The following is a 24,573-nucleotide window of genomic DNA, read 5'->3' on the forward strand; positions in this document are numbered from 1 at the left end:
GAAAACTATTTGTTCTTTTTAACTAGTTTGAACAATAGATCACCAACATTTACCTTGTCCCCAGGTTTCACAACAACGTTAAGGTCGTAGTTAACTAATGTGTCTTTTAAAGCAAGAATTGGAGAATTTGTTGATAATTCTTTTTTCTTAATAATATCTAAGTTAGCTTGAACAACTGGTGATTTTTTGAATGAAACGTTGTCACCAGATTTAGCAAACATTTTGAAACCTACTAAGTTGTCAGAATCTGAGTTGTTTGAGTTTAATGATACTGTATCAATTCCGATGTGGATTAAAATCTTAGCACCATGAACATCGAAGAAGTAAGCGTGACCTGTGTTGTAAGCTAATTCTAATTTACCATCAACTGGTGAGTAAAACATACCATCATCTGGTTCAACACTTACACCATCACCCATGATTCTTCCAGCAAATGAAGCATCTGAAATCTTAGATAGATCAGTTACTGTACCTTTAACAGGGCTGTGTACTTCGATAATATCAGAAAGTTTGTGATCAACTTCTGGGCTTGCTTTTGGCATTGATGGATCAATTTCTTTAGTTGAAGAAACATCGCCAATTGCTTTTTCGATAGCTGTAGAATCGTAGTCTTTAGCTATCATCTTTTGCATGTTAGATTTAATAATATCAGCATCACCACCATAAACAGCGTGAACTAATGTATCACTAACAGCGTATGTACCTAGTGAACCTAATGCGCCAATTTGACCGAAATCAGCTTTATCTTTAGATTTAACAGATACTCTTAATTTTGTAGCACATGCATTAACTGCAGTAATGTTATCACGTCCACCAAACGCTTTAATTAGTTTGTATGAAGTAATTTCAATTGGTTTGAAACCAGTTGTGTTTCCAGCAGCTTTGTTAGCAACTTTTGCTTGGTAATCAGCCTTAGTGTACAATCTTGCACCAGCACCACGTCCAGGAGTTTCGATGTTACGTTTAGTAATCAGGAAGTAGAATGTGAAGTAGTACAGCGGGATGTAGAATAGACCGATAACTAATGGAAGTCAGCTGTTTGTTTTAGCACCTAAAGCATCAGGAACGAATCCATAAATTGTTAAGTCGATAATACCACCAGAGAATGTTTGACCGATGTTACCACCTAATAAGCTTGTTAATCAGAATGAGATCGCACAGAAGATAGCGTGGAATCCTCAGAATAGGTAAGGAGCCAAGAATAAGAATGTAAATTCAATTGGTTCTGTAATACCTGTTAAGAATGCAGTGAATGCAGCTGAGATAATGATTGAAGCAGCATATTTTCTTTGATCCTTAGGAGCAGCCATAATCATTGCAGCACCAGCAGCAGGTAAACCAAAGATCATGAACGCATATTTACCTTGTACATATTGACCAGGGTTTACACCAGGGAATGCATAGTTTAGAGTATCAGTTGATTGTAAAGCAAATGAACCTGTTTGACTAGCTTTAATCATTCCTAATATTTCTTGACCAGTCATTACATTTCCGTTTCTAGTAATAGAAGCGATTAATGAAGGGTGGTTAAGAGTTGAGTCAGCAAATGATTTAAATGTGAATGTGTAAGGAGTTGTTGCTTGAGAACCACTTAAGTATACAGATTTGTTTACAAATAGTGAGTTAATTGAGAATCAAAGTCTTTGGTCACCACTAAGAGTGTCTGTATTAATATCAGTGTTAGGGTTTAATGCATTAACAACTTGACCTCAGTTCATTCAATCCATAGCAGTGAAATTACTTGGTTTCATTTCTGCTTTGTTTGCAGCAACACCAACAACTGCACGAACAATTTTCATTCCGTTTTCATTTGTAACGATTAACGGAGCGATAGCATTTTGTCCTTCAGTAGCAATTACGTTTGCAATGCTACCACCAGCACTTGTAAATCATAGTGGAGCATAGAAAGCGTGGTGAAGACCGAACGGAACCAACGCTCTTTCTACGTATCCGAAAATGAATGAGTTAAAGTTACCATTTCTTGATAAAACACCAAGGCTTTGACCTAAAGCATTTAATCCAATACCAATAGCCGGTCAGATCATTAATGCAATCAAAGCAACCGGTAACATTGTTAATAATGTAATAATTGGAACAAAACGGTTACCGTTGAAGAACCCAATAACTTTTGGTAATTGAATTGTGTGGAACTTGTTATACAGCACAGCTGTAATAGCACCAACAACAACCCCACCAAATACAGAAGTACTTAGAGATCTAAGTCCAACGTTCATAGCTAGCGCACTAGCAGGCACGTTGTTAAAGTACAAGATTTTGAAAGAATCTGTTGTACCAGCATTTGGGAAAATTAATGCGGTTTGTGTAGCATTAAAGATCAGCCAACCAACAAAAGCAGAGAATGCTGCTACCCCTGATTGGTTAGTGAAAGCTACTGCTATTGCGATTGCAAATAGAGTAGGCAGGTTACCGAAAACAGCGTCGGCACCATTTTTAAAGAAGGCAGCCATAGCATAAACACCTGGGTTTGTAGCTTGGCTAACGTTGTTTTGAACTGCAGCAAAGATCCCTAGCAATAACCCTGCAATAGGTAATAATGCGATCGGAATCATAATTCCTGCAGACAACTTACCAACAACTTCTTTAAAACGACCAGAAAATCTCTTTCAACCTGTTGAAGAGTGTCTCTGGCTGTGAACTTGATTTGTAGTTGAAGCCATTTTAAATTATTTATTTCTTTCAGTTTTTAAATGTGATAAACACCATTCTATATATTTTTATTAGAAATTGTGTAAGTTAGCAAAACCTGCAACGGCAAACATTAAAACCATCAGTCCGGCTATAAAAAATAGATATCCGCCATTTTTTTGCCATCATGTTAATTTCATGTCTTTATCACTAATTGTTTTACCAAAAGCACCATCGTAAGTCGTTCTTCTTATACGATATCTTCTTAAAAACATGTAGAATGATGAACCTCAAAAAACTAACCCAATGACTAACGCTAGACTGCTTAAAATGATAAATACTGTTCTAGTTGTGTTCATAATCATTTTTATAATTTTTATCGGTATCGTAATTATTATATATTAAAGCTGATAGCTAAACTAAATTTATCGGCGATTAGCAAGAAATTAAAAGGTTCATTTTTTATACAAAAATATTGTAAATGCTTTTTTTATGTTCAATTATGTGATATAAGAATAGCTCAATTTAATAATTGCTAAAAAAACCTTTGAATAAGACTACTTTATAAAGGAAATAGCAATAATCCTTAATTTTTAGATAAGTAAAGTAAAAAACCAAAAGAATTAACACAAAAAAGCTAATTCTTTAGGTTTTGATTATTTAAAAAGCCCATTTTAATAAAATTAAAAAAGTCTAATAAAAATAAAAAATGAGCCTAATCGGCTCGTATCAATTAACTTAAATTAGCTACAGATAATTTAAGTTAAATTACTCTAAATTTAAAAGTGAACAAATGAATTATTATATATATTCTAAGTTAGCTATATATAATTTTTTTTAAGCAATTTCAAAAAAAATTGCTATGTTGGAAAACTATTAAAATTAATTTTAATGGTGCACTCGAAGGGACTTGAACCCCCACATCGTAATGATACTAGATCCTAAGTCTAGCGCGTCTGCCAGTTCCGCCACGAGTGCAACATGGTGCTGCTTGAGGGGATCGAACCCACGACCCAGTGATTAAGAGTCACTTGCTCTACCGTCTGAGCTAAAGAAGCTTTATGGTGCCGACTATAGGAATTGAACCTACAACCTACTGATTACAAGTCAGTTGCTCTGCCGATTGAGCTAAGTCGGCGTGGTGGAGTGTGAGGGGATCGAACCCCCGACCCTATGCTTGTAAGGCATATGCTCTCCCACCTGAGCTAACACTCCAGAATGTTAGGAGTTTTCCTAACAAAATAGATAATCTTTGAATTATGTGCTCTAACTCAAAGAATGCGGGATTTTTAAACCCAAATAATATTATGAATTTAATTAATGGTGACGCGTACGGGATTCAAACCCGTGAATGCACGCGTGAAAGGCGTGTGTGTTAAGTCACTTCACCAACGCGCCAATAATGGCGGCCACAACAGGATTTGAACCTGTGACCAACCGGTTAACAGCCGGTTGCTCTACCGCTGAGCTATGTGGCCTTGTAGCTAATGCCTTTAAGATTATACCACAAAATTATTGATTATTAGCTACGATTCATTGAATATCATCATCATTTTCACATGATGCGCTAAATCTTTCAAACATTTCATTTTGTTCTTGATTTAGTTCAACGTATGAAAGTGGCACTAATTTCAATTCAGAATGATGGATTTTAAACCCTGCAGCTTCTAGTTTTTTCTTAACTTCGTAATAAGCGTTGGGAACTGTAATAATCTCATAACCTTCTTCATCAGAGTTGATATCAATCAGTTCATAATCAATTAGCAATTCTAATAAGGCTTCGTCGTGATAATTGTTTAGATCAGTTAAAATAATCCCTTGTTGTTGAAAATTAATCTTGACGCTATTAGGTTTAGCTAATGATCCCTTTAGTTTTGATATATATCCATTTAATGAAGAGATCACGCGGTTGGGATTATCTGATAAGGTTCTTACAATAATCCCCAAACCACCAGGACCATAAATTTCATACTCTGCTTCAATTAATTGGTCATCATCTTTATTACTAGTTCCGTGAATATTACGATTAATTGAATCTTTTGATAAGTTGTAAGTTAAAGCTTTATCGATCGCAGCTTTTAGTCTGTAATTAGTTTCTGGATCAGTTCCACCAACTTTAACAGCAGCTTTAATCTCTTTGGCTAACTTTTGTCACAACTTCGCATTTGATTGTTGTTTTTTATTAATTTGGTTTGCAATTAAATGTTTTCTAGGCATGGTTTTTCTCTTCTTTTTTAAACTTACTTATATAAGCTTCTCAGCTTCTTTTGGCTTTTTGTAACTTCCTGTAATTATAGATAATAAAAATCATCATACAAACAACCAAACCTAATAAAACGACAAAAAACACGATTAAGATTATTGGAATTGTTGCTTGAGTTGGCGTGTCCTTTTTTTCTTGGGCAATAATTTTATCATATGATGCAACTGGGTCGTAAGCTGTATAGTCGTTGTTGTCAAAAAAACGTTTTGAACCTAGAAGGTTCATTCCTGCATTGTTGCTATCATTAATCAACCCTTGCGCAATAGTGACATACGCTTGGTTTAACAAGAAATACTGTGCTGGTTGATTAATCCGACCAAGTTCGAAATCATTAATTAAAAATGTTAAAGGAACAGGGTAATTATTAACATTTCTGGTCATTTTGTTGATGTTGGTTGTTGTTGCTACAGTATTTTTAGTTAAGAAGTTATAAGTGTCTAAAACATTATCATCATTATAATCAACCCCACCTAATGTAATTGGTTCATTAAGTGTGGTGGTAATGTTTTTTTGGTACTGGTTTCACAACTCATAGAAGAAAAAATATCCCGAAATCGGTCTGGTATAAATTATCTTTAGATCATTTATGCCAAGCAACTGTTGAAATGCATCAAACCGCGCTTTAAAACCATCAAAGTTAATATTTGTTAGATAAATGAAATTATATTGATCAACAGGATAAATTTTTCTAAACGTTTCTAAGATCGCTTTATACTCATCAAACTTTAAATTATTAATCGGATTACCCGAATTAATTTCATTTAAATTTAGCCTGGTTGGTGCAATTGGTTCTAAAAAAATAAAAGTCTTTTTGTTGATGTCAAAATCAGCACTATTCTTATAGATATAATCAGCAATATTATATTGATCAGTAATCATGAAAATATTCAAGTATTGCCTGATCAATAAATCAATCTTAGATTTATCTAACATTAATGCTTTTGCATTAAAAAATAATTCGTAGATTTTTTGATAAAAATGAACACTTAATTTTAATTTATCACTAATCTGATTATTATTAAATTGGTAAGAAATTCCGTCATAAAATGCAAATTTTTCTTGGTTATATACCAACTCATATAATGATGTGTTTTTAAATGTATCAAAACTGTTTTGATCTCTAGTGTCGTCGTTAAAACCGTTATTTAGGTTTTTGTTACTATCTAACTTTGTTCTTGCATTAACAAAGATCTTATTGAAATTATCTTCATAGTTGGCTAATACTTGTTGTGGACTATCATTAATTAAACTATTTTCGACAAGGTGAGCATAGTTTTGAAAAAACACAGACTTCAAATAGTTAGAATTAGCGATTACATGAAACTTATTAACATAAGCTAAAAAGTTATATAGCATTAATGATTTGTTATCCCAAATTGCGGATAACAAATCAGGCGAAATAAAGATATCAAACAACAAAGGTTTGTTTGCTAATTGAGGGTTTTTTATGTATTTATTATGAAAATAAACTCTAATTAGATCAAGAAAGGTTAAAACGTTTGATGCAGTATAACTTAGATTAGTAGTATCATCAAAAATCGTACTACTATTAGTATCAATTAATCCTTTATTATTGGAGTAATTGTTGTTAAACCAAGTGATAATGTTGCTAGCAGCATTAATGCTAAAATCTTGGTCGTTAACTAGTTGTTGTTGGTATAAAAACACTACTGGAGAATTTTCATCGTCAACAACGCTATCATTTAAGAAATACTGCGTCAGCATTAATGACGTTAATACTGATTGGTAATTATTACCAGTTAAAAAAATCTTGATTGTTCTTGCTTGCGCAGTTTGTTTTAGATCGTCATAGAAAATACCTGCATCATCTGTTGTTTCTTGAGTTTGCAGACTTTGTTTGTAATCGATTAATTTGTCTTCTTTAACAAAGCCAATATTTAGGTTAAACAAACCTAAAACAGCAACAAAAAATAACGAAATTAACCGATAAATTTTTCTTATGAGCATCTAAATTTAAATATGTATTTGATGATATTTTTAGAAGGTTTTTCAGACACTCTTGGAGCGTGTAAATCACCAGGTAAAAACACAACAAAAGTGTTTTTAGATGGTATTAACCTGTTTTTAGAAACACCATCCTTAGTGGTATCTGAAACATAAAAAGTTACATCCTTTTGTTCATTGTAAGGGATATCAATTTTCATGTCTTTAGCATCTTCAGCATGTTGACTAAAATAAATTTCACCAGGATTGAACACTACATGAACATCACCATATTTATGATGTAATTCATATCTAGCTTCGGTATTTAAATAAACAACTGAATCTAGCACATTTAGGTATAGATCCATTCCATCAATTTGATGGATTCCTACTTTTAGGTGAGACAGATCATAGTTGTGTTCTTCTAGAAATTGTTTAATTTTAGGAAAATACTTATTAACTGTTAAATATTTACTAAAATTTTCTAATTTGTCATAAATCATAGCTAAATTACCTTCATTATTATTTATTATTTTAAAAAATAAATTTAATTGCCTTTGATTAAATCTCTAATGTAGTGTTCCACTGCAATCATTGAACGAACGTCGTTTTCGCAATATGTAGCTAAATCAATCGCAATTTGATTTCACTCTTGATCTGACAATAAACCTAAGAATCGTTTCGCTGTTAAATTTTGCGCCATATCTCCACGCTTAACATTAAGCGTTGAATAATCAACCGCTTTAGCTTTTTCTCGTTGTTCTTTCGATGTTAATAACAAGGTTTTTTTAATTGAATAAAAACCGTTTAGCGATTTAACCACTAGTAGTTTTTTGTTTAAATTAAAGAAATCAGCTAAATCAAAAAGGTTGTCTTCAATTTCTTTAACTTTTTGTAAGTAGTCTATTTCTAAATCCTGCGGATTGTTAAATTTGTTTGGATAATATTGCTTATATCTTTCAATATAATAAGCCATTTCTCTTAATCTAGATCGTTCAAATGAAGCGTTATAAACTACGTAACTATAATCGACACCTTGATGAAGATCGTTGATGATTTTTACAAATCAATTAACATCTAATTTACATGGATCGATTACATCATTAAAACAGTGTGATTCACTACCATCATTTCGATCAATAATATACGAATTTTGCGTTACAATTTGCATATTTGGCAACACATCATCCATTGGTGCAAATAGGTGACAAATTGACTCAAAATCAAAATAAACTTTTTTGTCTTTTAGTTTACTAAAAGCGGTTTTAGCTTCATTAAAAACATAATGTTCAATTGGTTTGCTTCCATAAACTGTATTTAGTATGTTGAAACAATCGCTAGGTCTTAAAGTGTCAGCATTATTAGCAACATAATTCATAAAGTTCTTTATTGAAAATGGCTCGTTATTTTTATTGACTAATGGAAAAATTAAACTGTTGTTTTTGTCAAAAAACTTTGAAATCTTATAAACATATCCACTTAGCAAGAACGGTTGAAACGCTTTTTTACCTAATGTGTATTTAATGATTGTATGGTGTAAATTATCACCAAATTGACTAAAGTAAGCATTTGATAAGACAATTGTACCAATGTTTGTTTCTTTGATCTGCATCATTTCATCAAAAACAGTATCAAATGCATTTTTAACAATGGACATCTGTTCTACAACAAACTTATATGTCTTTTTATTATCATTCTCATTAACATTGAAAGTTAAGATGTCTAGCAAATTACCAAATGATGTTTTACTTGGATTTAATTCTGGATAATCTAATGATAGTTTTTCATAACCAGAACGTTTATAACTAGCTTTGTTTTCAATTAAAGATTTGCTAAAAAAATTAGCTTCCTTAAGTTTATCAGGTAATGAACCACTAGTTTTGCTATGACATACCGTACTAGTAGTAGTAAAATCCACTTGATTTTTCTTAGATAAACCGTATTTAATTAAAACAACATTTCATTCAACAACATCATAGCCAAGCTCGCCTAAAACGCGATAATCGTAATAATAAGAAACTATGTCTTTTCGTTTGGTTGTTGTTGAATTTTTTAAACTGTAAACACTTACTTTGAGTTTATCATTTTTTGGCTTTTCAAATAAACAACCTTCAATATTAGCCTGTAAAAAATAATCGCTTTTTTCATTAAAGTAAATGCCATCTAAAATTAGCAATTTTGTTTCATTATAATCGTGTTTTTTAATAATTTCATGTAAATCTATTGCTGTAATTAAAGGTGTGTTTTGATATTCTGCTAAATCTATAATTCTAAGCGCTATATTCTCTTGTTTAATATCGAACACATCAATATATTTAATCTGATATTGTTCAAGAATACCATCAACAAATTTAATGTTATCTTCTTCTAAATTAGCATAATCAACTTCTTGAAATAAAACCCTTCTTTTGATGTATTCTTTAGCTTTAATTTTAATCTTGCTAACTTCATTAATATAAATATTTTTTGATTCTTCTTGATCAATCTGTTCATTAACAAAATCAACTTCATCAAAATTAATAATTGAACTGTTTTCGTTATCTAATTGATCTAATAAATCAACATAGTCATCCTTAGATAAGCCTAGTTCGTTTTGAATAATAGCTAATAATTCACTATTGCTAAATTTTCATAGCGATCTAGGACGGTTAAATGTGTTTATAAAATCTGTTTTTTTAAAAATATATTTTTTATTCATACTAACTGAATTTAGTGTTTACTTTAAAAGACATTTTTCCATTGATTGCTTGCTTAATATCCAAAACTTTTTTAGAAGGCAATAAATATTTAGTAATTGCAATACTACCCTTTTTTAAGTACACATAAATTCCCGTTTCATCGATTTTATAAATTGTTCCAACAAGATTATCTAGATGTTCTTCTTCATTTTCAACAACCCGAGAAGCCGCAATTTTAACACGTTGATTTTCATAAACTAGATAGCCACCAGGTGAAGATCAAAGACCTTTTTGTCAATTTACAAAACTTTTAGCATCAAGATTTAAGTTGAGCTGTTCTTGTTCTTTTTTAATATTTAAACCTAAAGTAAAATGATCGTGATCTTGAGGTGTTGGAACTAAATTATGTGCATAGATATTTTTTATAGTTTTTATTAGAAACGACGGTGATTTTGCAATTATTTCACGATTTAAATCATCATGATTTCAATCAGGTTGAATTGACACTTCTAGTTGATCAAAAACAGGCCCGTGGTCCATTTTTTCATCTAGTTTCATAATTGAAATAGCTGTTTTTTCAAAACCATTAATAATCGCATAATGGATGGGTGCACCACCTCTTAATAAAGGTAACTTAGATGGGTGAACATTTAATATACCATCAGCAAAAAGATCAATAACTTTCTTAGGAATAAACTGACCATAAGCAATACAAATCCCTAGATCAAACTTCATTTGACTTAATTCATCGTAAAATCCTGATAATTTTTCAGGTTGATAAATTGGTAAGTTATTATCAACACAAAATTGCTTAATTGGATTAAGTTTGTTCTTTTTGTTATTTAAATTAACACGGTCGGGCGGAGAAATAATTGCAACAATATCAAAAAAATTATCGGCTAACAACTCTTTTAGACAAGCTAGCGATAATTCTGTTGTTCCAAAAAAAATGACTTTTTTCTTATTCATTATTTTTTAAATTTTCTTTTTAGCTTTAGCTTCTTTTTTAGCTAATTTAGCAGCTTTTCTGCGCTCTTTGATTTCCAATTTTCTTAAGCGTTCATCTTCAGCTTTTTTCAATCGTGCATCTTCTTTGTTTTTTAGTGGTTCGATTCAAGCAAACTCTTTCTTAAAATCTTGCAATCCGTTAATCTGAATTTTTCTTTCAGGCGGATCACGACGACTTTTAGCCGGTAAAGTTAATACTTCTGCTTCAATAATTGCAGGTTCAAACGTTACTTGCGATTTTGCATCCTTAGTTTGAAAATAAATGCAATAGCGTTCACGCGCCATCTCTTTTTTTCTTTTGTCTAAGTATTCCTTCTTTTCTTTCTTAGACAACTTGTGTTCTAATAAGTATTGCTTCGTTGCTTCTTTAAATTGTTTGTGCAACTTACGATCATCGTTAGCTGAAGGACGCTTAGCAACAAACGAATACATGATCTCACGACCATACATTTCGTTATCTTGAAGATAACGCTTAATCGTTTTTCATACTTCATTACGGCGTTCTTCTTTGGTTTTACCTGCAAACTGACCAGGTTCTTTAGATTTTTTTCTTTTATAGATAACATAGCTTATTAGTCCAATTGGAATAACTACTAACAAGACTATAAAAAGGAAACTACTATTCATTAATTTATTGTTATATGTAATTTATCTACTTATATATTATAATTAATAAGTTATATAATTTTGAAGGTATCAACGATATGGCTAATATTAAAGCAAACGAAAAGAGCTATCGTCAGAATCAAAAAGCAAATTTATTAACTAAAGGATTTAAAACATCTTTAAAGAACCAACTTAAGAAAACTAAAGCTTCTAAAGATAAGAAAGATGTTGAACAAGTGTATTCTTTAGCTGATAAGCTAGCTAAAAATAACAGAATTTCTAAGAATAAAGCTCGTCGTCTTAAATCAAGAGCAGCTAGATGATCTAATTCACCAGCTGCTAGCAATTAAACCTTGGACTATTAAAGTTCCAAGGTTTTTTTAATGTGCCCAATACTATTTTTGATTAATTCATAGTGCTGATCAAATTTTAAATAATAAGTTGACATCGGATCGTTTGCCACATCGACTTCTTCTTTTCGTTTGTTCAATAAAGAAGTAATCTTCACTTGATCGATCTTAAAACTAGGACCATAGATCATATATTCTTGAGCTTTTTTAAAGTTATTTTTACATGTTACTTTAACATATCCATCATCTTGGATTTCATCAATGATGAAAGCAAAAGTTTGAGCAACCTTACGTTCATCTTCGTGATACAGCATTGCATCAATACCTGGTTGATTGTGCGCAAAACCTTTATGTGCTGGACGGTTTTCGGCTGATTTTAGATCTTTTCTAGCTTGATCTAAAATAAGATGTTCATCTTTTTGATCAACATTAAATCCATTAGCTAAATAATAATCCATTGCTTGACGATACGATCGAATTACGGTGGTTACGTAATTAATTGATTTCATTCGCCCTTCAACTTTAAATGAAGCTACACCTAATTCCATTAATTGCTTAATTTCATCAATTAATGCCATATCTTTAGGAGACATTGTAAATGAATCAGAGTGATGATTTTGTTTGTCATCTTTTAGTTCGTAACGTCAACGGCAAGATTGTGCACAACCACCAACGTTAGCATCACGCAATGATCAGTTATTTGACATCATACAACGACCACTAAAAGCAATACAAACAGCGCCGTGGATAAAATATTCGATTTCTACTTTATCCTTAACTCTTGGCATCATTAATGTCAATTCATCCATCGTTACTTCTCTAGCTAAAACAACTCGACTTAAACCGTTACTTTTTCAAAATAAGGCGGATTTAGAGTTTGTAACACTTTGTTGAGTTGATAAGTGCAGATCAATGTTTGGGTGGTGTTTTTTTGTATAGTTAATAATAAATGGATCAGCCACGATCAAACCATCAACACCTGTTTCTTCAAGATTAGCAATAAATTTAGCATAACCTTTAACTAAGGGGTTATGACATACAACATTAACTGCTACATAAACTTTACGATTACGCTCGTGAGCGTAATCGACTGTTTGTTTTATATCTTTAAAAAAGAAGTTACTTGCACTAGATCTTAATGAATAAGCCTTAGCACCTAAAAATACCGCATCAGCACCATAATCAATTGCAAACATTGCTTTTTGGACATCTCCAGCAGGAGCTAGTAATTCGTATTTCATTATCGTTTTGTTTCTCCTTCTTCTTTAATAAGGTGTTTAATCTCTTTCATGCCACCAAAAAAACCAGAGGCTATTTCAATGGGCGAACTAATTCGTTCGATTTCATGATATTTTTCTTGGATTAATTGATTAGATAATAAACCGTTTTCTCTTAATTGATTAATTAGTTGTTGGTATAAAAATGTAATTTTTTCATGATCTTCTTCTTGGATCATGATTGAATCAATCCTGACATAATCTAAACCATACTGGTAAAGCTCGTTTAGTTGTTTAATTGCGCAAAGAATATACCCAGTAAACATGTGGGTTCCAAACTCATCTTCATAGATAGCATTAGGATATTTTCTTAACGCTTCACGAATCCATAGTTGTTTTTTAGATGAGAGTTGATCTGAGATCTTAGCATAAGCTTCAAAGTTAGAAATCATCTTTCATCTAGAATGCATGAAAAATGCGTATCCTTGGATTTGCATCTCTAATTCTAGATTTTGTTTATTTTCATGCATCTGCTTAATTTCATTCATGAAAATCTCTCTAGCGATCACTAAATGGTTAATATTATTTTCTTTAAAAAAATCAAATTGACCATAAGAAGTCACCATCGTTTCAGAATGATAAGCAACAGGTAAATTTAGTTGTTTTTCTCGTATAATTTGCACAATTGCATAGTCTTGAAAATAAACTTTATCTACTTTTAGTTGATGTAATTCAACTAATTTATTAGTTAATTCATCTAGCTGATTTTCAAAAATAAAGCTGTTTAATAAAACAAAGATTTTGGTTTTAGCTTTCTTAGCATTACGGTAATCCACCAACTCTTTTAATTCATGATAATTTAAAGTCTTAGTACACCTTAAAGCAAAATTTTCATAACCTACTAAGATACAATCAATCGCTTGATCAACAAATTTTTTAGCTTGATTAAGCGATTGTACTTGAGTTACTAAAAACATAAACTACCCCGTCTCCAGATTGATCAATTTCCACATTAAAGTGTTGTTTATCTAGGTTATAAATAAATCTTTGTCACTCTTGATTCTTATTATATAGCTTGTTATTTGGTTTTATATTTTTTAAAAAAAAATTATCGATAATCATCACACCACCTGGTTGTAGATAATTAAGGTATTTATTGAATAATTCAATCTGTTTGGATTTAGGTCCATCTAGAATGATTGCTTGATATTTATCACTGGGAATAAATTCATAGCAATCACCATTAATTGGATTGATTTTACTAAATTTTGCTAGCCATTTTTGGGCTAACTGATAACGTTGCGTATCTTTTTCTAACGTGTCAATTTTTAAATCTGGCAGATGAGCACTTAGATACATTGAACTGTAACCAATCCCTGTTCCAATTTCAAGTAAACTAGTAATTTTAAGATTAGATAATTTGTTAACTAAATTAATCAAATTATCATCGCGAATGATTGGTATTTTTAGTTCTAAATTTAGTTGCTTAAATTTATTTAGGATATCTGTCATCATCAAAAAAGGATTGCAAGATCACATAAGCAGCAAGCTTATCAATCTTTTCTTTACGTTTTTTTGCTTTAATTTGGTTATCAATTAACAATTGATCAGCAATTATTGAAGTGTAGGTTTCATCATAGATGATAACTTCGTTTTTAAAATTTTCTTTTAACAATTCAATAAAGCTTTCAACCATTTCGGTTGTTGAAGATTTTGTTTGATTAATGTTTTTTGGCATTCCAATTACAAATTTAAATTCATAAAAGAAAGCCGAAGTTTTTTCTTTTAGCTTAGTTAAACATTGTTTAAAATCGTATTCGTTAAAAGAAATCACGCAGTATGGTGAAGCGATTTTAAACTCACCATCGCCTGTAGCAATTCCTAAAGTTTTAGAACCAACATCTAAAGCAACGTAATACATAAATTAATAAAGTTTGTTTTTAATTGATCAATATCTTTGTCCGTGCTAAAACCACCCTGAGCAAAGTTTGGTTTGCCACCACCTTTAGCGCCAAAGGTTTTATTAACTTTATCAATTATCACCTTAGCACTTAACTTATCTGTTGGGTTCTTCATTCCGATTAGATAGCTAATCTTGTTATCAACTTTGTTGATGAAAAAGAAAAGATGATCTTGCTTTTCATTAACTAATTCGGTATGTGCCATTGCTAGCGCTTTGTGTTCTTCTTTATCAAAGAACAATAGCACAATTTTGTGATCTAGATTTTCTAGAGCTAACTTTTTAATCTCACTAGCGCGATCTTTAGTTTTTTTCTTATCTAACTCTAGTTTAATTGCTTTGTATTCTTCTTTTAATTGTTCAAAAGCCCTTAATGTTTTTCTTAAATCTTTAACTGAAGTTGGCAAACTAAACGAATGTAACTTCTTACTGAAATCTAAGTAAGAAGTAAGATCATAATTACCTAGTTCATTAAACATTAACTCTTTTTCTTTTTTAATCTCTTCTTGTTTATCAACTAAATAATTAAAGATCGTTTCATATGAACTGATAATCTCAATTCTTCATCGTCCAGCACCTAATGAGTAAAGATCAGTTATAAAACATTCTTCAATCTCTTTGGTGTTATCAACATGTGTGCCACCACATAATTCAACACTGTAATCGCCAATCTTAATTACGCGCAATAATTCGTGCTTTTTATACTCTTCTTCAAAGTAGGCAATCGCGTTCATCTTTTGACTAGTTTCATAGTCTACGTGATGAACTGTAACTGGAATCTTATCAGCAATCACCTTACGCATTTTTGTTTCTAGGTTTTCTAGATCTTCATATGTTAACTTTGTTGGGTAATTAAAATCCAAAGTCGCTTTAGCTGCTGATTTGAATGCACCAGATTGTTTAATTGTTTCGCTAATTGTATTCTTAAGTGTTGCATGCAATATATGTTCTAGTGAATGGTTTTTTCTTACTAGTCTTCTTCAGTTTTCATCATGCATTAATTCAACTTTTTCATCAAGTCAAAAACTTGCTTTTTTAAAGTGATGTAAATGTTGTTTATTTGGTGCTTTAATCACGTTGTCAAAATGAACAACAAGATTACCTTTTTTAAGACAGTAGCCCTCATCAAATCTTTGCCCACCAGAAGTCGCATAAATTGGCGTGTGTTCAAATACCGCTCAACCTGAACCAACCTCAATTTGATCTACAGGGTTAAACTTATCATCAAAGATTGCTACAACCTTTGTTTTAATGTTATTTTTATCGTATGAAAACTTAGATGGTGCTTCGAACTTAAGTAGGTTCTCATTTTGTTTTTTCATACCTACTTCATTATTGTTTGCTTTTGATACTTGCTGATGTTTTTTAAACAACTCTTCAAAACCATCAAGGTCTAAATTAATCTTGGATTCTGCTGATAATTCCTTAATTAAATCTAAGGGGAAACCATAGGTTTCAACTAGTTTAAAGATCGTTTCAGCTGTAATATTATTAGTTTTTTTGGCTTCATTGAAGATATCAAAACCATAGTCTAATGTTTTTGAGAAGTTGTTTGCTTCATTAGAAATTGCTTGAATAATAATTTCTTTATTAGGAATTAAATGATTAAAGAAGTCGCCATAGAGATCAATGATTACGTTGATAGCATCAACTAAATATTCTGGTTTGGCATTTAGTTTTTTTGCATAAACAAACGCTCTACGCAGAAGTTTTCTTATAATGTAATCACGATCCTTAGCACCTGGTAAAACTCCATCAGCAATCGCAAATACACCACACTTTAAGTGGTCAGCAATTACTCTAAAAGCTCTTAGAACATCTTGCTTATCTTGTTCATTACTAAAGTAATCATCAACAAGATATTTGTGTTTGGTGTGTTTTTCAACTGATTGGATAATAGGTAAATACAGATCAGTATCATAGTTAGTTGGTACATCTTGTAACACACAGACGAAACGTTCTAAGCTAGCACCAGTATCAATGTTTTTTCTTAATAGTTCGGTGTAGTTATTACTACCATCATTGTTAAATTGTGAGAAAACGATATTTCATATTTCAATGTAACGATCGTTTTCAATATCCTCAAAAAAAAGTTTTTCTCCTAATTTTTTAGGATCATATTTTTCACCGCGGTCATAATAAATTTCCGTACAAGGACCACACGGTCCAGAGCCTAGATCTCAGAAATTACGTTTCTTATCACATCTAATGATGTGTTTAGGATCCACACCTTGCTCAAGTCAATAGTTATAAGCATCATTATCATCTTCATAAACTGTGATGTATAGCTTATCTTTATTTAATCCATATCATTTGGTTAATAATTCATAAGCAAATTCAATTGCTTCTTTTTTGAAGTAATCACCAATCGAGAAGTTACCTAACATTTCAAAAACAGTGTGGTGTCTTGAAGTTACACCTACGTTTTCAATATCGTTAGCTCTTATACATCTTTGTGAGTTAGCCAATTTTGGGTTGGTCGGATTTTCTTCACCAGAAAAGTATTTTTTTAATGTTGCTACACCCGCATTTATCCATAATAAACTTGGGTCATTGATGGGTACTAATGATTTTGATTCAACAATTTCATGATTTTTAGACTTAAAGAAATCTAATCAGATTTTTCTTATTTGAGAACCACTTAAGCGTTTATTCATAATATATAAAATATAGTTTTTTAGATATAAAACTAATCGCTTAATTTCAAATTATTCAAATAATCATAAACAATAACTTTATTAATCGATCATCTTAGATTAATTATGCCAACAATTAATTAATATAAAATATAGCGCTAGCTTGAGCTACATTGGTTGTATGTTTCTAGTGACGAACTAAACGTTGTGTAATCTGAATTTTAAACTCCTTAATTTCTCTTAAGCAAGTTTAAAAGTAAACCCATTAACTCTTCATCTATTCTATACTAACGCGTTCAACATCAGCTAGAGTCTGTGTAACTAGTTTAGCAAAAACACTAGAAAAGTTTACTTGTGTCACCAATTACTTAACAAATTTCCAATTAATTTTTGGATTTATTTCATTTTGTTGTTTTTTTCAACTCATTCCTGTTTATCTTATATGTAAAATTGTTTTAACGATTATTTTTGGGTTATAAACCATATTACACAAAAATCGATTAGACACCCTGAATAGATACAAAAAACAATAATTCTTTTTAAGAATTATTGTTCAATTAGTTGATTAAAAATATTTTTTAATAAAGCAATCGGCAACTATTGATATTCTTGCTTTTTATTTTTGCATTAACAACGTTGTATTTAACAAAAAATAATGAAGCAAACGGGACGTACATTAAGATTCTGGTTCTTCTAGAAAACACTCCACCCTTAGCATATGCTAAGAATCAACTTAAGTATGTAAGCACAAATACTAAACTACTAGTAATAATTAAATCTTGACTTCCATAAAGTAAACCAGCATAATTACTATCAATCTCCCCTATTACTTTGTCCTGAACCGCTAAAGGATAAAAATCATCATAAGTAGCAGCAACATAAAAGTAGAATATCAATGTGCAGAATAATGATTGAATTATATCTATAGCTAATAAGGTTAAAGATAATCTAGTTTTATTTTTTCTAACTATAGCACCAAAAGTATAAGGATTTTTATCTAAGATAATTCCTAAGCTCATTACTACAAATGTGATAATGAAGAATGCCCTTAATGCGGTTGAGAAATCAGTCATTAACCTCAATTCTGATACATTAAATTGTCTGTTTCAACGATTAAAATCAAATACATAAGCATTATTTACATCTACTGATGGTTTTAGTTTAAAACCAATTCCATACATAAATGTTATTGTAATTGCATAAATAACAAATCCTAAGACACTAGCTAGATAGAATAACGATAAATAAAGGGTCGTTTTAGTTAGTTTGATCTTAAATACTATTTGATTTGATGCTAGGATTTGATATGACTTTAAACCTGTTTTATCTGTTTCCGATAAAACATTTTCTTCTAGATTATTAGATGATTTGAAATAAGAAATTAACCCAGCAAAGGGAATTAGTGAAAATAATCTTTGATTTTGTTTGAAAAGACTTAACTTAACATAAGCTAAAAAGAAACTTAAATATAAAGTTAGATAAATAATGTTCCAGAATGCAAACGAATCCTTGTTATAGAAATACGGAAGGATTGATGCATAATTTAGAATTGATACTTTTAGATCAGCAAAAAAGTTATTCTTGATATGAACAAAAGATAAAAATCCTGAATAAACTGTGTTGTTGGCAAAATCAACAGTTGATGTTTGAGTTTGATAAATTTGATCAACTGACTCATTTATTGGGTAAAAGTAAGTAATTAAAATTATGATAAAAAAAGCTCAAATAATTAATTGAATGATTTCAACAAATGAAATTATGATTTTCAATCGATTTGGATTATTAATTAACTTGCTGCTAAATTGATAACTTTCTTTACCTGTTAGTAAGATTACCAAACCTACAACAGCAAAAATAACAAAGAAAATCAGCGGTAAAATCAATGAAATATTAAATTTCATTTGATCATATATTAGAAAGTAAAATCCTTGCTTAGAAAGTGCATAAGTCATCAAAGAGACGATTCCTACACTAGCGAATATTACGGTTCCTAAAAATACTAGGAATAATGCTAATTGTCTCCTGGTGATATTGATAATTTTTGTGAATTTCATTTATATCCCTACTTAAATGTATAAATCAAACTAATGCAAAGGCTTTTTTTTTAGTTGTTAAAAAGAATAAAGTTTCATAAATCAGAACTTATAGAAAAATTATTAAAGTTATAATCATCAACTAAATAAATATCCTTCTAGGATTGATTTATTAAAAAAAAGGCATTTTGTCAATTATTTAATAAGGTCTATATCTTCTTTCTAAATCACAAAACTCCATGACATAAAGCAAAACAGCTCTTAGAGATCTTTATTACAGATAAAATCAATTTGTAATTTTTACTAAAATAAATTCGTTTTTTTATCTATAAATTTAAAGTTACTTTTTTAAAATTATTAATAAACAAGCGCAAAAATGAAATATTTTGAAAAATATAAGAAGAAGTTAGTTAATCAAAATCAAGCGGCATCATTAATCAAAAATAACTCAGAAATTTGGTTCGATTACATTCAACCAAAATCGATATTAAAAGGTATTAAAAAATCTTTAGAAAATAACAAGTATTCTAAGCTAGATTTCTATTATTACGCTTCTACAACTGATTGCGAAGAAACAATCTTTTTAGATGAATTTAATCCAATCGTCAGAAGGCATTGTTTTTTCTTTAGAGCTCCTGAAAGAAATGCAATTAACAAGTGCCAAGAAGGATTAATTCCAAATAACATCGAATATTACCCGTTTCATTTTTCGCAATCAACAGAATTGTTGAATAATTTTAATATCGATACAGTTATCCTATTAACTACTGACATGGATGAAGAAGGTTATTTTAATTTAGGTTTATCAACTTGTTTTGATCTAGAGTTAATTAAAAAAGCTAAGCAAATCATTATTGAAGCTAATAAGAATATGCCTCACATTGTTGGTGCTAAACATAAACTTCATATTAGTGAAGTAACAGCTATTATCGAATCTGACTATAAATTAACTCAAGCTATTAATATCCAACCATCTAAAGAACAATTAGCAATTGCTGATTATGTTGCTTCATTAATTGATGATCGTTCTACTATTCAATTAGGGATCGGTGCGATCCCTAATATGGTTTGTAAAAAACTTACGACTAAAAAAGATTTAGGAATTCACACCGAAATTCTAGGTACAGGGATGATTGAATTAATCAAACAAGGTGTGGTCACCAACAAATACAAGAATATCGATAAAGGTGTATCAACTTTTGTATTCGCTGTTGGTAATCATGAAATGTATCAATATCTAGATCATAATGAAGAGTTTAAAATTGCTAGGTTTGATTATGTCAACAATCCAATAAATATTGCTAAAATTGATAATTTTGTTGCAGTTAACTCAGCAATTGAAATTGATCTATTTGGCAATGTTAATGCTGAACAAATTGATCATCAACAATACTCAGCAACAGGTGGTCAAGCTGATTTTATTAGAGGTGCTAGTTATTCTAGAAATGGTAAAATCATTATCGCTATCAAATCAACAACTAGTGATTACCAAACTTCTAAAATTGTCACTAAACTTAAAGGAGTCACAACCACTTTAAGAAATGATCTAGATTATATAGTTACTGAATATGGAATTATTAATCTTAAGGCTAAATCGATTAAACAGCGTACAAAATTGTTAATTAGTATCGCTCATCCAAAATTTAGAAGTTATCTAACTAGAGTAGCTAAAACAAAAAAGCTTATCGATTAAAAATCGATAAGCTATTCAATAATCCTGGTAATCTTACCACCACCTACAACAAAAAGATCTTGATTATATATCACACCATATTGACCAGGGGTTACACCAATTTGTTTTTCATATTTCACAATCACTTTGTCATTATCATATGAAATAATTTTACACTCTTGGAGCTTTTGACGGTGCCTAAATCTGATTCATAGTTTTCGTTTAACTAATTGTTCTTTATGCTCTATTAACCAATTAAAGTTTGATAACTCACAACTAAATGAAGCTAAGTGTTGATCTTTGGTTGATTCATAGCAAACATATAATATGTTCTGATCATGATCTTTCTTACATACAAAGATCTTTTCTTTAGTTCCACCAACATTTAAGCGTCGTGATTGACCAATCGTATAGAAGTATAATCCGTCATGTTCGCCAACAACCTTGTTTTCGTTAATTAATACGATTGGTCCTTTTTTGATTGCTAGATAGTTGCTTAGGAATTGTTTAAAATTTCGTTCGCCAATAAAACATATTCCTGTTGAATCTTTTTTTGTAGCCACATATAAATTAGCTTGCTTAGCAATATTTCTAACAGTCGGTTTATCAAAGTCACTTAAAGGAAAGATGATATTTCTTAACTGTTCTTTCTTAAGCATTGTTAAAAAATAAGTTTGATCTTTATTATGATCTTTAGTGTGCACTAAAAATGGTTGATTATTTTTAATAACCAATTTTGCATAATGCCCGAAAGCAATCTTGATATCATCACCAAATTGCTTTCTTAACGCATCAATAAACCATCCAAATTTACCAAACTGGTTACATAACACATCAGGGTTGGGCGTTAATCCCTTTTTGTAATCATCTAACGTTCTTAGAAATACATCATTTCAATATTGTTCGACAAAATTGAAATGATACAGCTTTATATCTAATTGTTCGCACAACTTTTGGGCATCTTGGAAATCTTGTTTAGCATCACAACCTTCAATGTCATTATTTAAATGATCTGATAATAGCTCAAGATTAAGATCCTTATCTCAATTTTGCATAAAAGCAGCCACAACATCATAACCCTGTTGCTTTAACAAGTAAGCACAAACAGCTGAATCCACCCCACCTGATAGTGCTACTAAAACTTTAGTTTTTTTTTGATTTTTAAAAAAGGTTATGGCTGTTTTCTTATCATCATCAATCGCTTGTTTTAATTCGTTAAACGAATTAAACTTAATTACTGGTCTAATAAATTGATAAAGTTCAACCTTAATGGTTTTTTTATAAATATCTTGATCGAAATCAAAGATATGTGCTTCGCATCTTCTTTGTTGTTCGTCAAAGGTTTTAGGTTTTCCAATAAAACAAACACCATTATAAGTGATATTATCAACAATCACCTTACAAGCATAAGATCCTTCAGTTAGATCAATAATCTGGTTATCTAAACTAATGTTTGCTGTAGGAAAACCAATTGTTCGTCCGCGTTGGTGGTTTTTTATCACCTCACCTTTTAAATAAAAGGGGTGGATTAATAATTTGTTGGCCTGCTCAAAGTCACAACCGATTATTAACTGCTTAATCCCGCTTGTACAGCAATCATCCTTGGGAATAACGACAACTTCAAAACCATTCTTTGCAAACAAAGAATGATCAACCTGATCTTTACCAAACTTAAAATCAGACCCAACGATAATTCTTTTGGGTCTTATTAACTTAATATATTTATGAATGAAACCTTGAGCAGTTAAATTATTGTTTAACACATCATAGATTAAGAGTTGTTCAAGATTAGGCAATTGAGCTAATTGCTCAATTGCATCTGCTCTAGTATATAGTAATCTTTGCTTTTTAGGCACATGATTAAAGGTTAAAAGATTAAACTTATTAGATTGACTAAAAAGCTTCACATGACCCCTGTGAATACCATCAAAAAAACCAAGAACCAAATCAACATCCTTGTTGATTTGGTTGATTGTACTACTTTTTAAATTGATAATTGATAACATCTTTTAAACTGTATTGACCAGACTTCGTACGAACTAAATCGACCATCATGGCTGTGGTATTAAAGTGGTCAGCTAAATCGACCACAAAAGAACGTACATAAAAGCCTTTTTTAACATCTAGCAAGATCTCAACATAATCACCATAATACGAAATTAATTTCGCCTTATATAATGTCGTTAAACGTTTAGCTAGTTCAAAATCCACTTCTCTGCGAGCTAATTGATATGCTCTAACACCATTAACTTTAAGGGCTGAGAACTTTGGTGGTGTTTGATAAAAACTATGATTATCTAGCTGATCTAGATAATCATTTAGTTTATTAACATCTGGAACATAATTACTAGTTCTAACAACCTTCCCCATGATGTCATAAGTATCAGTGTGGGCGTTAAACTTTAGTTTAACTAAATATTGCTTATCGTCTTGATTAAGACGACTTAGTTCTTTGGTTTTTTTATTGGTAGCAACTACCAATACCCCTGATGCTAAGGGATCTAGGGTACCATTATGTCCAGCTTTTTTAATTTTAAAGCGCTTTTTAAATAGGTTTAAGCAAAAAGCACTTGAGATATTTTTTGGTTTATCAATAATAACAATTTTGTTATTATAATCCATTGTTATTGAAAGTTTCTAATCAGGTTGTAACTGTCTAAATTAGAATAACCAACAATTAACATTACACATGTAATAAACATTAATAAGATCCCAACAAGGATTGTAGCTCAGATAATCATGTGTAAAGTAAATGAGCGATAGATCTGGTTAATTCCTGAGAAGAATGCCGCAATAAAGTAAAGATAAGGTAAGAAGAAGATGGCAAAATAAATAATTGCCATAATTCTCATCGCCTCATTTAAATGCTTAGCATTATTAACAGCAGGGTAAAGATTGCCTGATAAGTTAATGAATCTTTCCATGATTCCTAGAATGATGGCGAAGAAAATGACTAACACTGCTGTGATACCAGAGATGATGTATCATTTTTGTCTCATTAACTTATCATTGTTAAGGTGTAGCTTATAACTTTTAAAAATATTTTGTTTTTGCATAATTTTTAATAAATTTTAAAAAATTATTTAAATCCGATTTGATTTTAAAAATTAGTTTAATCCTAATTGCTTGATAATCTGGTATTTGAATATTTATAAAATCTTCTTAAAGTTTATAATATTGAATTAAAAACTTCACATTATTTTAGATCGCATAAATTTAGTTATATAGAAATTTATCCTATAAATTAAATATAGTTTTCATAAAAATACATCAGAGGGAACGAAGCTAATTTTGTGTAATCTGGATTTTTTTCGAACTTTTAGTTTTTCTTAATTAAGTTCGGAAATACATCCATTAACTCTTCATATATTCTATATCAATTTCTCAGTCTATTACTTTTCTGATTTAGTTTTTTGTACCTTGGGTTGTAACCAAAATGTACATAAAGGTCTAATAACAGTTGGTTTATGTTATTAAAAGACTTTTTAGCAGCTAGGAAACTACCAATTACTGAATTATAGTTTTCAACTATGTTGCTGGTATAAACTAATGTCCGTAAA

General features: G+C 30.5%; 19 protein-coding genes, 6 tRNA genes and 1 pseudogene. 2 read left to right on the plus strand and 24 right to left on the minus strand.

Annotation, left to right across the window (positions count from 1 at the left end; translation table 4 throughout):
* Positions 1–5 precede the first annotated feature (5 nt).
* From P690_RS0103560 to P690_RS0103625, 14 genes are all read right to left on the minus strand, one after another.
* Positions 6–2,678, minus strand: a complete 2,673-nt coding sequence (locus tag P690_RS0103560; RefSeq protein WP_027122374.1) for a PTS transporter subunit IIABC — start codon at positions 2,676–2,678, stop codon at positions 6–8.
* A gap of 60 nt (positions 2,679–2,738) precedes the next feature.
* Entirely contained in the window at positions 2,739–3,005 is a 267-nt protein-coding gene (locus P690_RS0103565) for an MPN207a family PTS transporter accessory protein (protein ID WP_027122375.1), read from the minus strand.
* A 533-nt stretch (positions 3,006–3,538) separates the two neighbouring features.
* Positions 3,539–3,624: transfer RNA gene (locus P690_RS0103570), tRNA-Leu, on the minus strand.
* A 4-nt stretch (positions 3,625–3,628) separates the two neighbouring features.
* Positions 3,629–3,704, minus strand: a tRNA-Lys gene (locus P690_RS0103575).
* 4 nt (positions 3,705–3,708) lie between these two features.
* Positions 3,709–3,784, minus strand: a tRNA-Thr gene (locus tag P690_RS0103580).
* A 1-nt stretch (position 3,785) separates the two neighbouring features.
* Positions 3,786–3,861, minus strand: a tRNA-Val gene (locus P690_RS0103585).
* Positions 3,862–3,967: 106 nt separating this feature from the next.
* Positions 3,968–4,044 (minus strand) — tRNA-Glu (locus P690_RS0103590).
* Between the two features lie 5 nt (positions 4,045–4,049).
* Positions 4,050–4,124: transfer RNA gene (locus P690_RS0103595), tRNA-Asn, on the minus strand.
* A 34-nt stretch (positions 4,125–4,158) separates the two neighbouring features.
* Positions 4,159–4,863: a YebC/PmpR family DNA-binding transcriptional regulator gene (locus P690_RS0103600; RefSeq protein ID WP_027122376.1), complete on the minus strand. Its 705-nt coding sequence runs from the start codon at positions 4,861–4,863 to the stop codon at positions 4,159–4,161.
* Positions 4,856–6,877: a hypothetical protein gene (locus tag P690_RS0103605; RefSeq protein WP_027122377.1), complete on the minus strand. Its 2,022-nt coding sequence runs from the start codon at positions 6,875–6,877 to the stop codon at positions 4,856–4,858. The genes P690_RS0103600 and P690_RS0103605 overlap by 8 nt, the downstream gene beginning before the upstream one ends.
* Complete coding sequence (locus tag P690_RS0103610) at positions 6,868–7,356, minus strand: YhcH/YjgK/YiaL family protein (RefSeq protein ID WP_027122378.1); 489 nt, start codon at positions 7,354–7,356, stop codon at positions 6,868–6,870. Before P690_RS0103610 ends, P690_RS0103605 begins: the two co-directional genes overlap by 10 nt.
* Positions 7,357–7,400: 44 nt before the next feature.
* Positions 7,401–9,551, minus strand: a complete 2,151-nt coding sequence (locus tag P690_RS0103615; RefSeq protein ID WP_027122379.1) for a DUF2779 domain-containing protein — start codon at positions 9,549–9,551, stop codon at positions 7,401–7,403.
* Position 9,552: 1 nt separating this feature from the next.
* Positions 9,553–10,500 carry a methionyl-tRNA formyltransferase gene (gene fmt, locus P690_RS0103620; RefSeq protein WP_027122380.1) on the minus strand — a complete coding sequence of 316 codons (948 nt, stop codon included), beginning with the start codon at positions 10,498–10,500 and terminating at the stop codon, positions 9,553–9,555.
* A 6-nt stretch (positions 10,501–10,506) separates the two neighbouring features.
* Positions 10,507–11,166, minus strand: coding sequence for a DUF5385 domain-containing protein (locus P690_RS0103625; protein ID WP_027122381.1), 660 nt, complete (start codon positions 11,164–11,166; stop codon positions 10,507–10,509).
* Between the two features lie 77 nt (positions 11,167–11,243).
* Between P690_RS0103625 and rpsT the strand changes: the two genes are divergently transcribed.
* Positions 11,244–11,495, plus strand: coding sequence for a 30S ribosomal protein S20 (rpsT, locus tag P690_RS0103630; RefSeq protein ID WP_027122382.1), 252 nt, complete (start codon positions 11,244–11,246; stop codon positions 11,493–11,495).
* A gap of 11 nt (positions 11,496–11,506) precedes the next feature.
* Here rpsT and P690_RS0103635 read toward each other — a convergent pair whose 3' ends face one another.
* From P690_RS0103635 to P690_RS0103660, 6 genes are all read right to left on the minus strand, one after another.
* A complete protein-coding gene (locus P690_RS0103635; RefSeq protein WP_027122383.1) occupies positions 11,507–12,736 on the minus strand; it encodes a peptidase U32 family protein in 1,230 nt (409 codons plus the stop codon).
* Complete coding sequence (locus P690_RS0103640) at positions 12,736–13,689, minus strand: U32 family peptidase (protein WP_027122384.1); 954 nt, start codon at positions 13,687–13,689, stop codon at positions 12,736–12,738. Before P690_RS0103640 ends, P690_RS0103635 begins: the two co-directional genes overlap by 1 nt.
* Positions 13,658–14,224 (minus strand): O-methyltransferase, encoded by a 567-nt coding sequence (locus P690_RS0103645; RefSeq protein WP_245576710.1) that lies wholly within the window; start codon positions 14,222–14,224, stop codon positions 13,658–13,660. Before P690_RS0103645 ends, P690_RS0103640 begins: the two co-directional genes overlap by 32 nt.
* A complete protein-coding gene (ruvX, locus tag P690_RS0103650) occupies positions 14,205–14,633 on the minus strand; it encodes a Holliday junction resolvase RuvX (protein WP_027122386.1) in 429 nt (142 codons plus the stop codon). The genes P690_RS0103645 and ruvX overlap by 20 nt, the downstream gene beginning before the upstream one ends.
* Entirely contained in the window at positions 14,615–17,329 is a 2,715-nt protein-coding gene (gene alaS / locus P690_RS0103655; RefSeq protein ID WP_036459699.1) for an alanine--tRNA ligase, read from the minus strand. Before alaS ends, ruvX begins: the two co-directional genes overlap by 19 nt.
* Before the next feature lie 557 nt (positions 17,330–17,886).
* Positions 17,887–19,362, minus strand: coding sequence for a hypothetical protein (locus tag P690_RS0103660; RefSeq protein WP_027122388.1), 1,476 nt, complete (start codon positions 19,360–19,362; stop codon positions 17,887–17,889).
* A 355-nt stretch (positions 19,363–19,717) separates the two neighbouring features.
* Between P690_RS0103660 and P690_RS0103665 the strand changes: the two genes are divergently transcribed.
* Positions 19,718–21,034: an acetyl-CoA hydrolase/transferase family protein gene (locus P690_RS0103665; protein WP_027122389.1), complete on the plus strand. Its 1,317-nt coding sequence runs from the start codon at positions 19,718–19,720 to the stop codon at positions 21,032–21,034.
* Positions 21,035–21,045: 11 nt separating this feature from the next.
* Here the strand turns inward: P690_RS0103665 and mnmA are convergent, their stop codons facing one another.
* The 4 genes and pseudogenes from mnmA to P690_RS04300 all read right to left on the minus strand — a co-directional run.
* The gene (gene mnmA, locus P690_RS0103670) at positions 21,046–23,019 is read right to left on the minus strand and encodes a tRNA 2-thiouridine(34) synthase MnmA (RefSeq protein WP_027122390.1); all 1,974 of its coding nucleotides are present in this window, start codon (positions 23,017–23,019) and stop codon (positions 21,046–21,048) included.
* Positions 22,991–23,635: a tRNA pseudouridine(55) synthase TruB gene (gene truB / locus P690_RS0103675; protein WP_027122391.1), complete on the minus strand. Its 645-nt coding sequence runs from the start codon at positions 23,633–23,635 to the stop codon at positions 22,991–22,993. The genes mnmA and truB overlap by 29 nt, the downstream gene beginning before the upstream one ends.
* A gap of 2 nt (positions 23,636–23,637) precedes the next feature.
* The gene (locus P690_RS0103680) at positions 23,638–24,069 is read right to left on the minus strand and encodes an MPN157 family protein (protein WP_027122392.1); all 432 of its coding nucleotides are present in this window, start codon (positions 24,067–24,069) and stop codon (positions 23,638–23,640) included.
* Between the two features lie 263 nt (positions 24,070–24,332).
* Positions 24,333–24,573 (minus strand): annotated as a pseudogene (locus P690_RS04300) (IS256 family transposase); the annotation flags it as partial.

This window comes from Mycoplasma imitans ATCC 51306 (assembly GCF_000518305.1).
Taxonomy (GTDB): Bacteria; Bacillota_I; Bacilli_A; order Mycoplasmatales; family Mycoplasmoidaceae; genus Mycoplasmoides; species Mycoplasmoides imitans.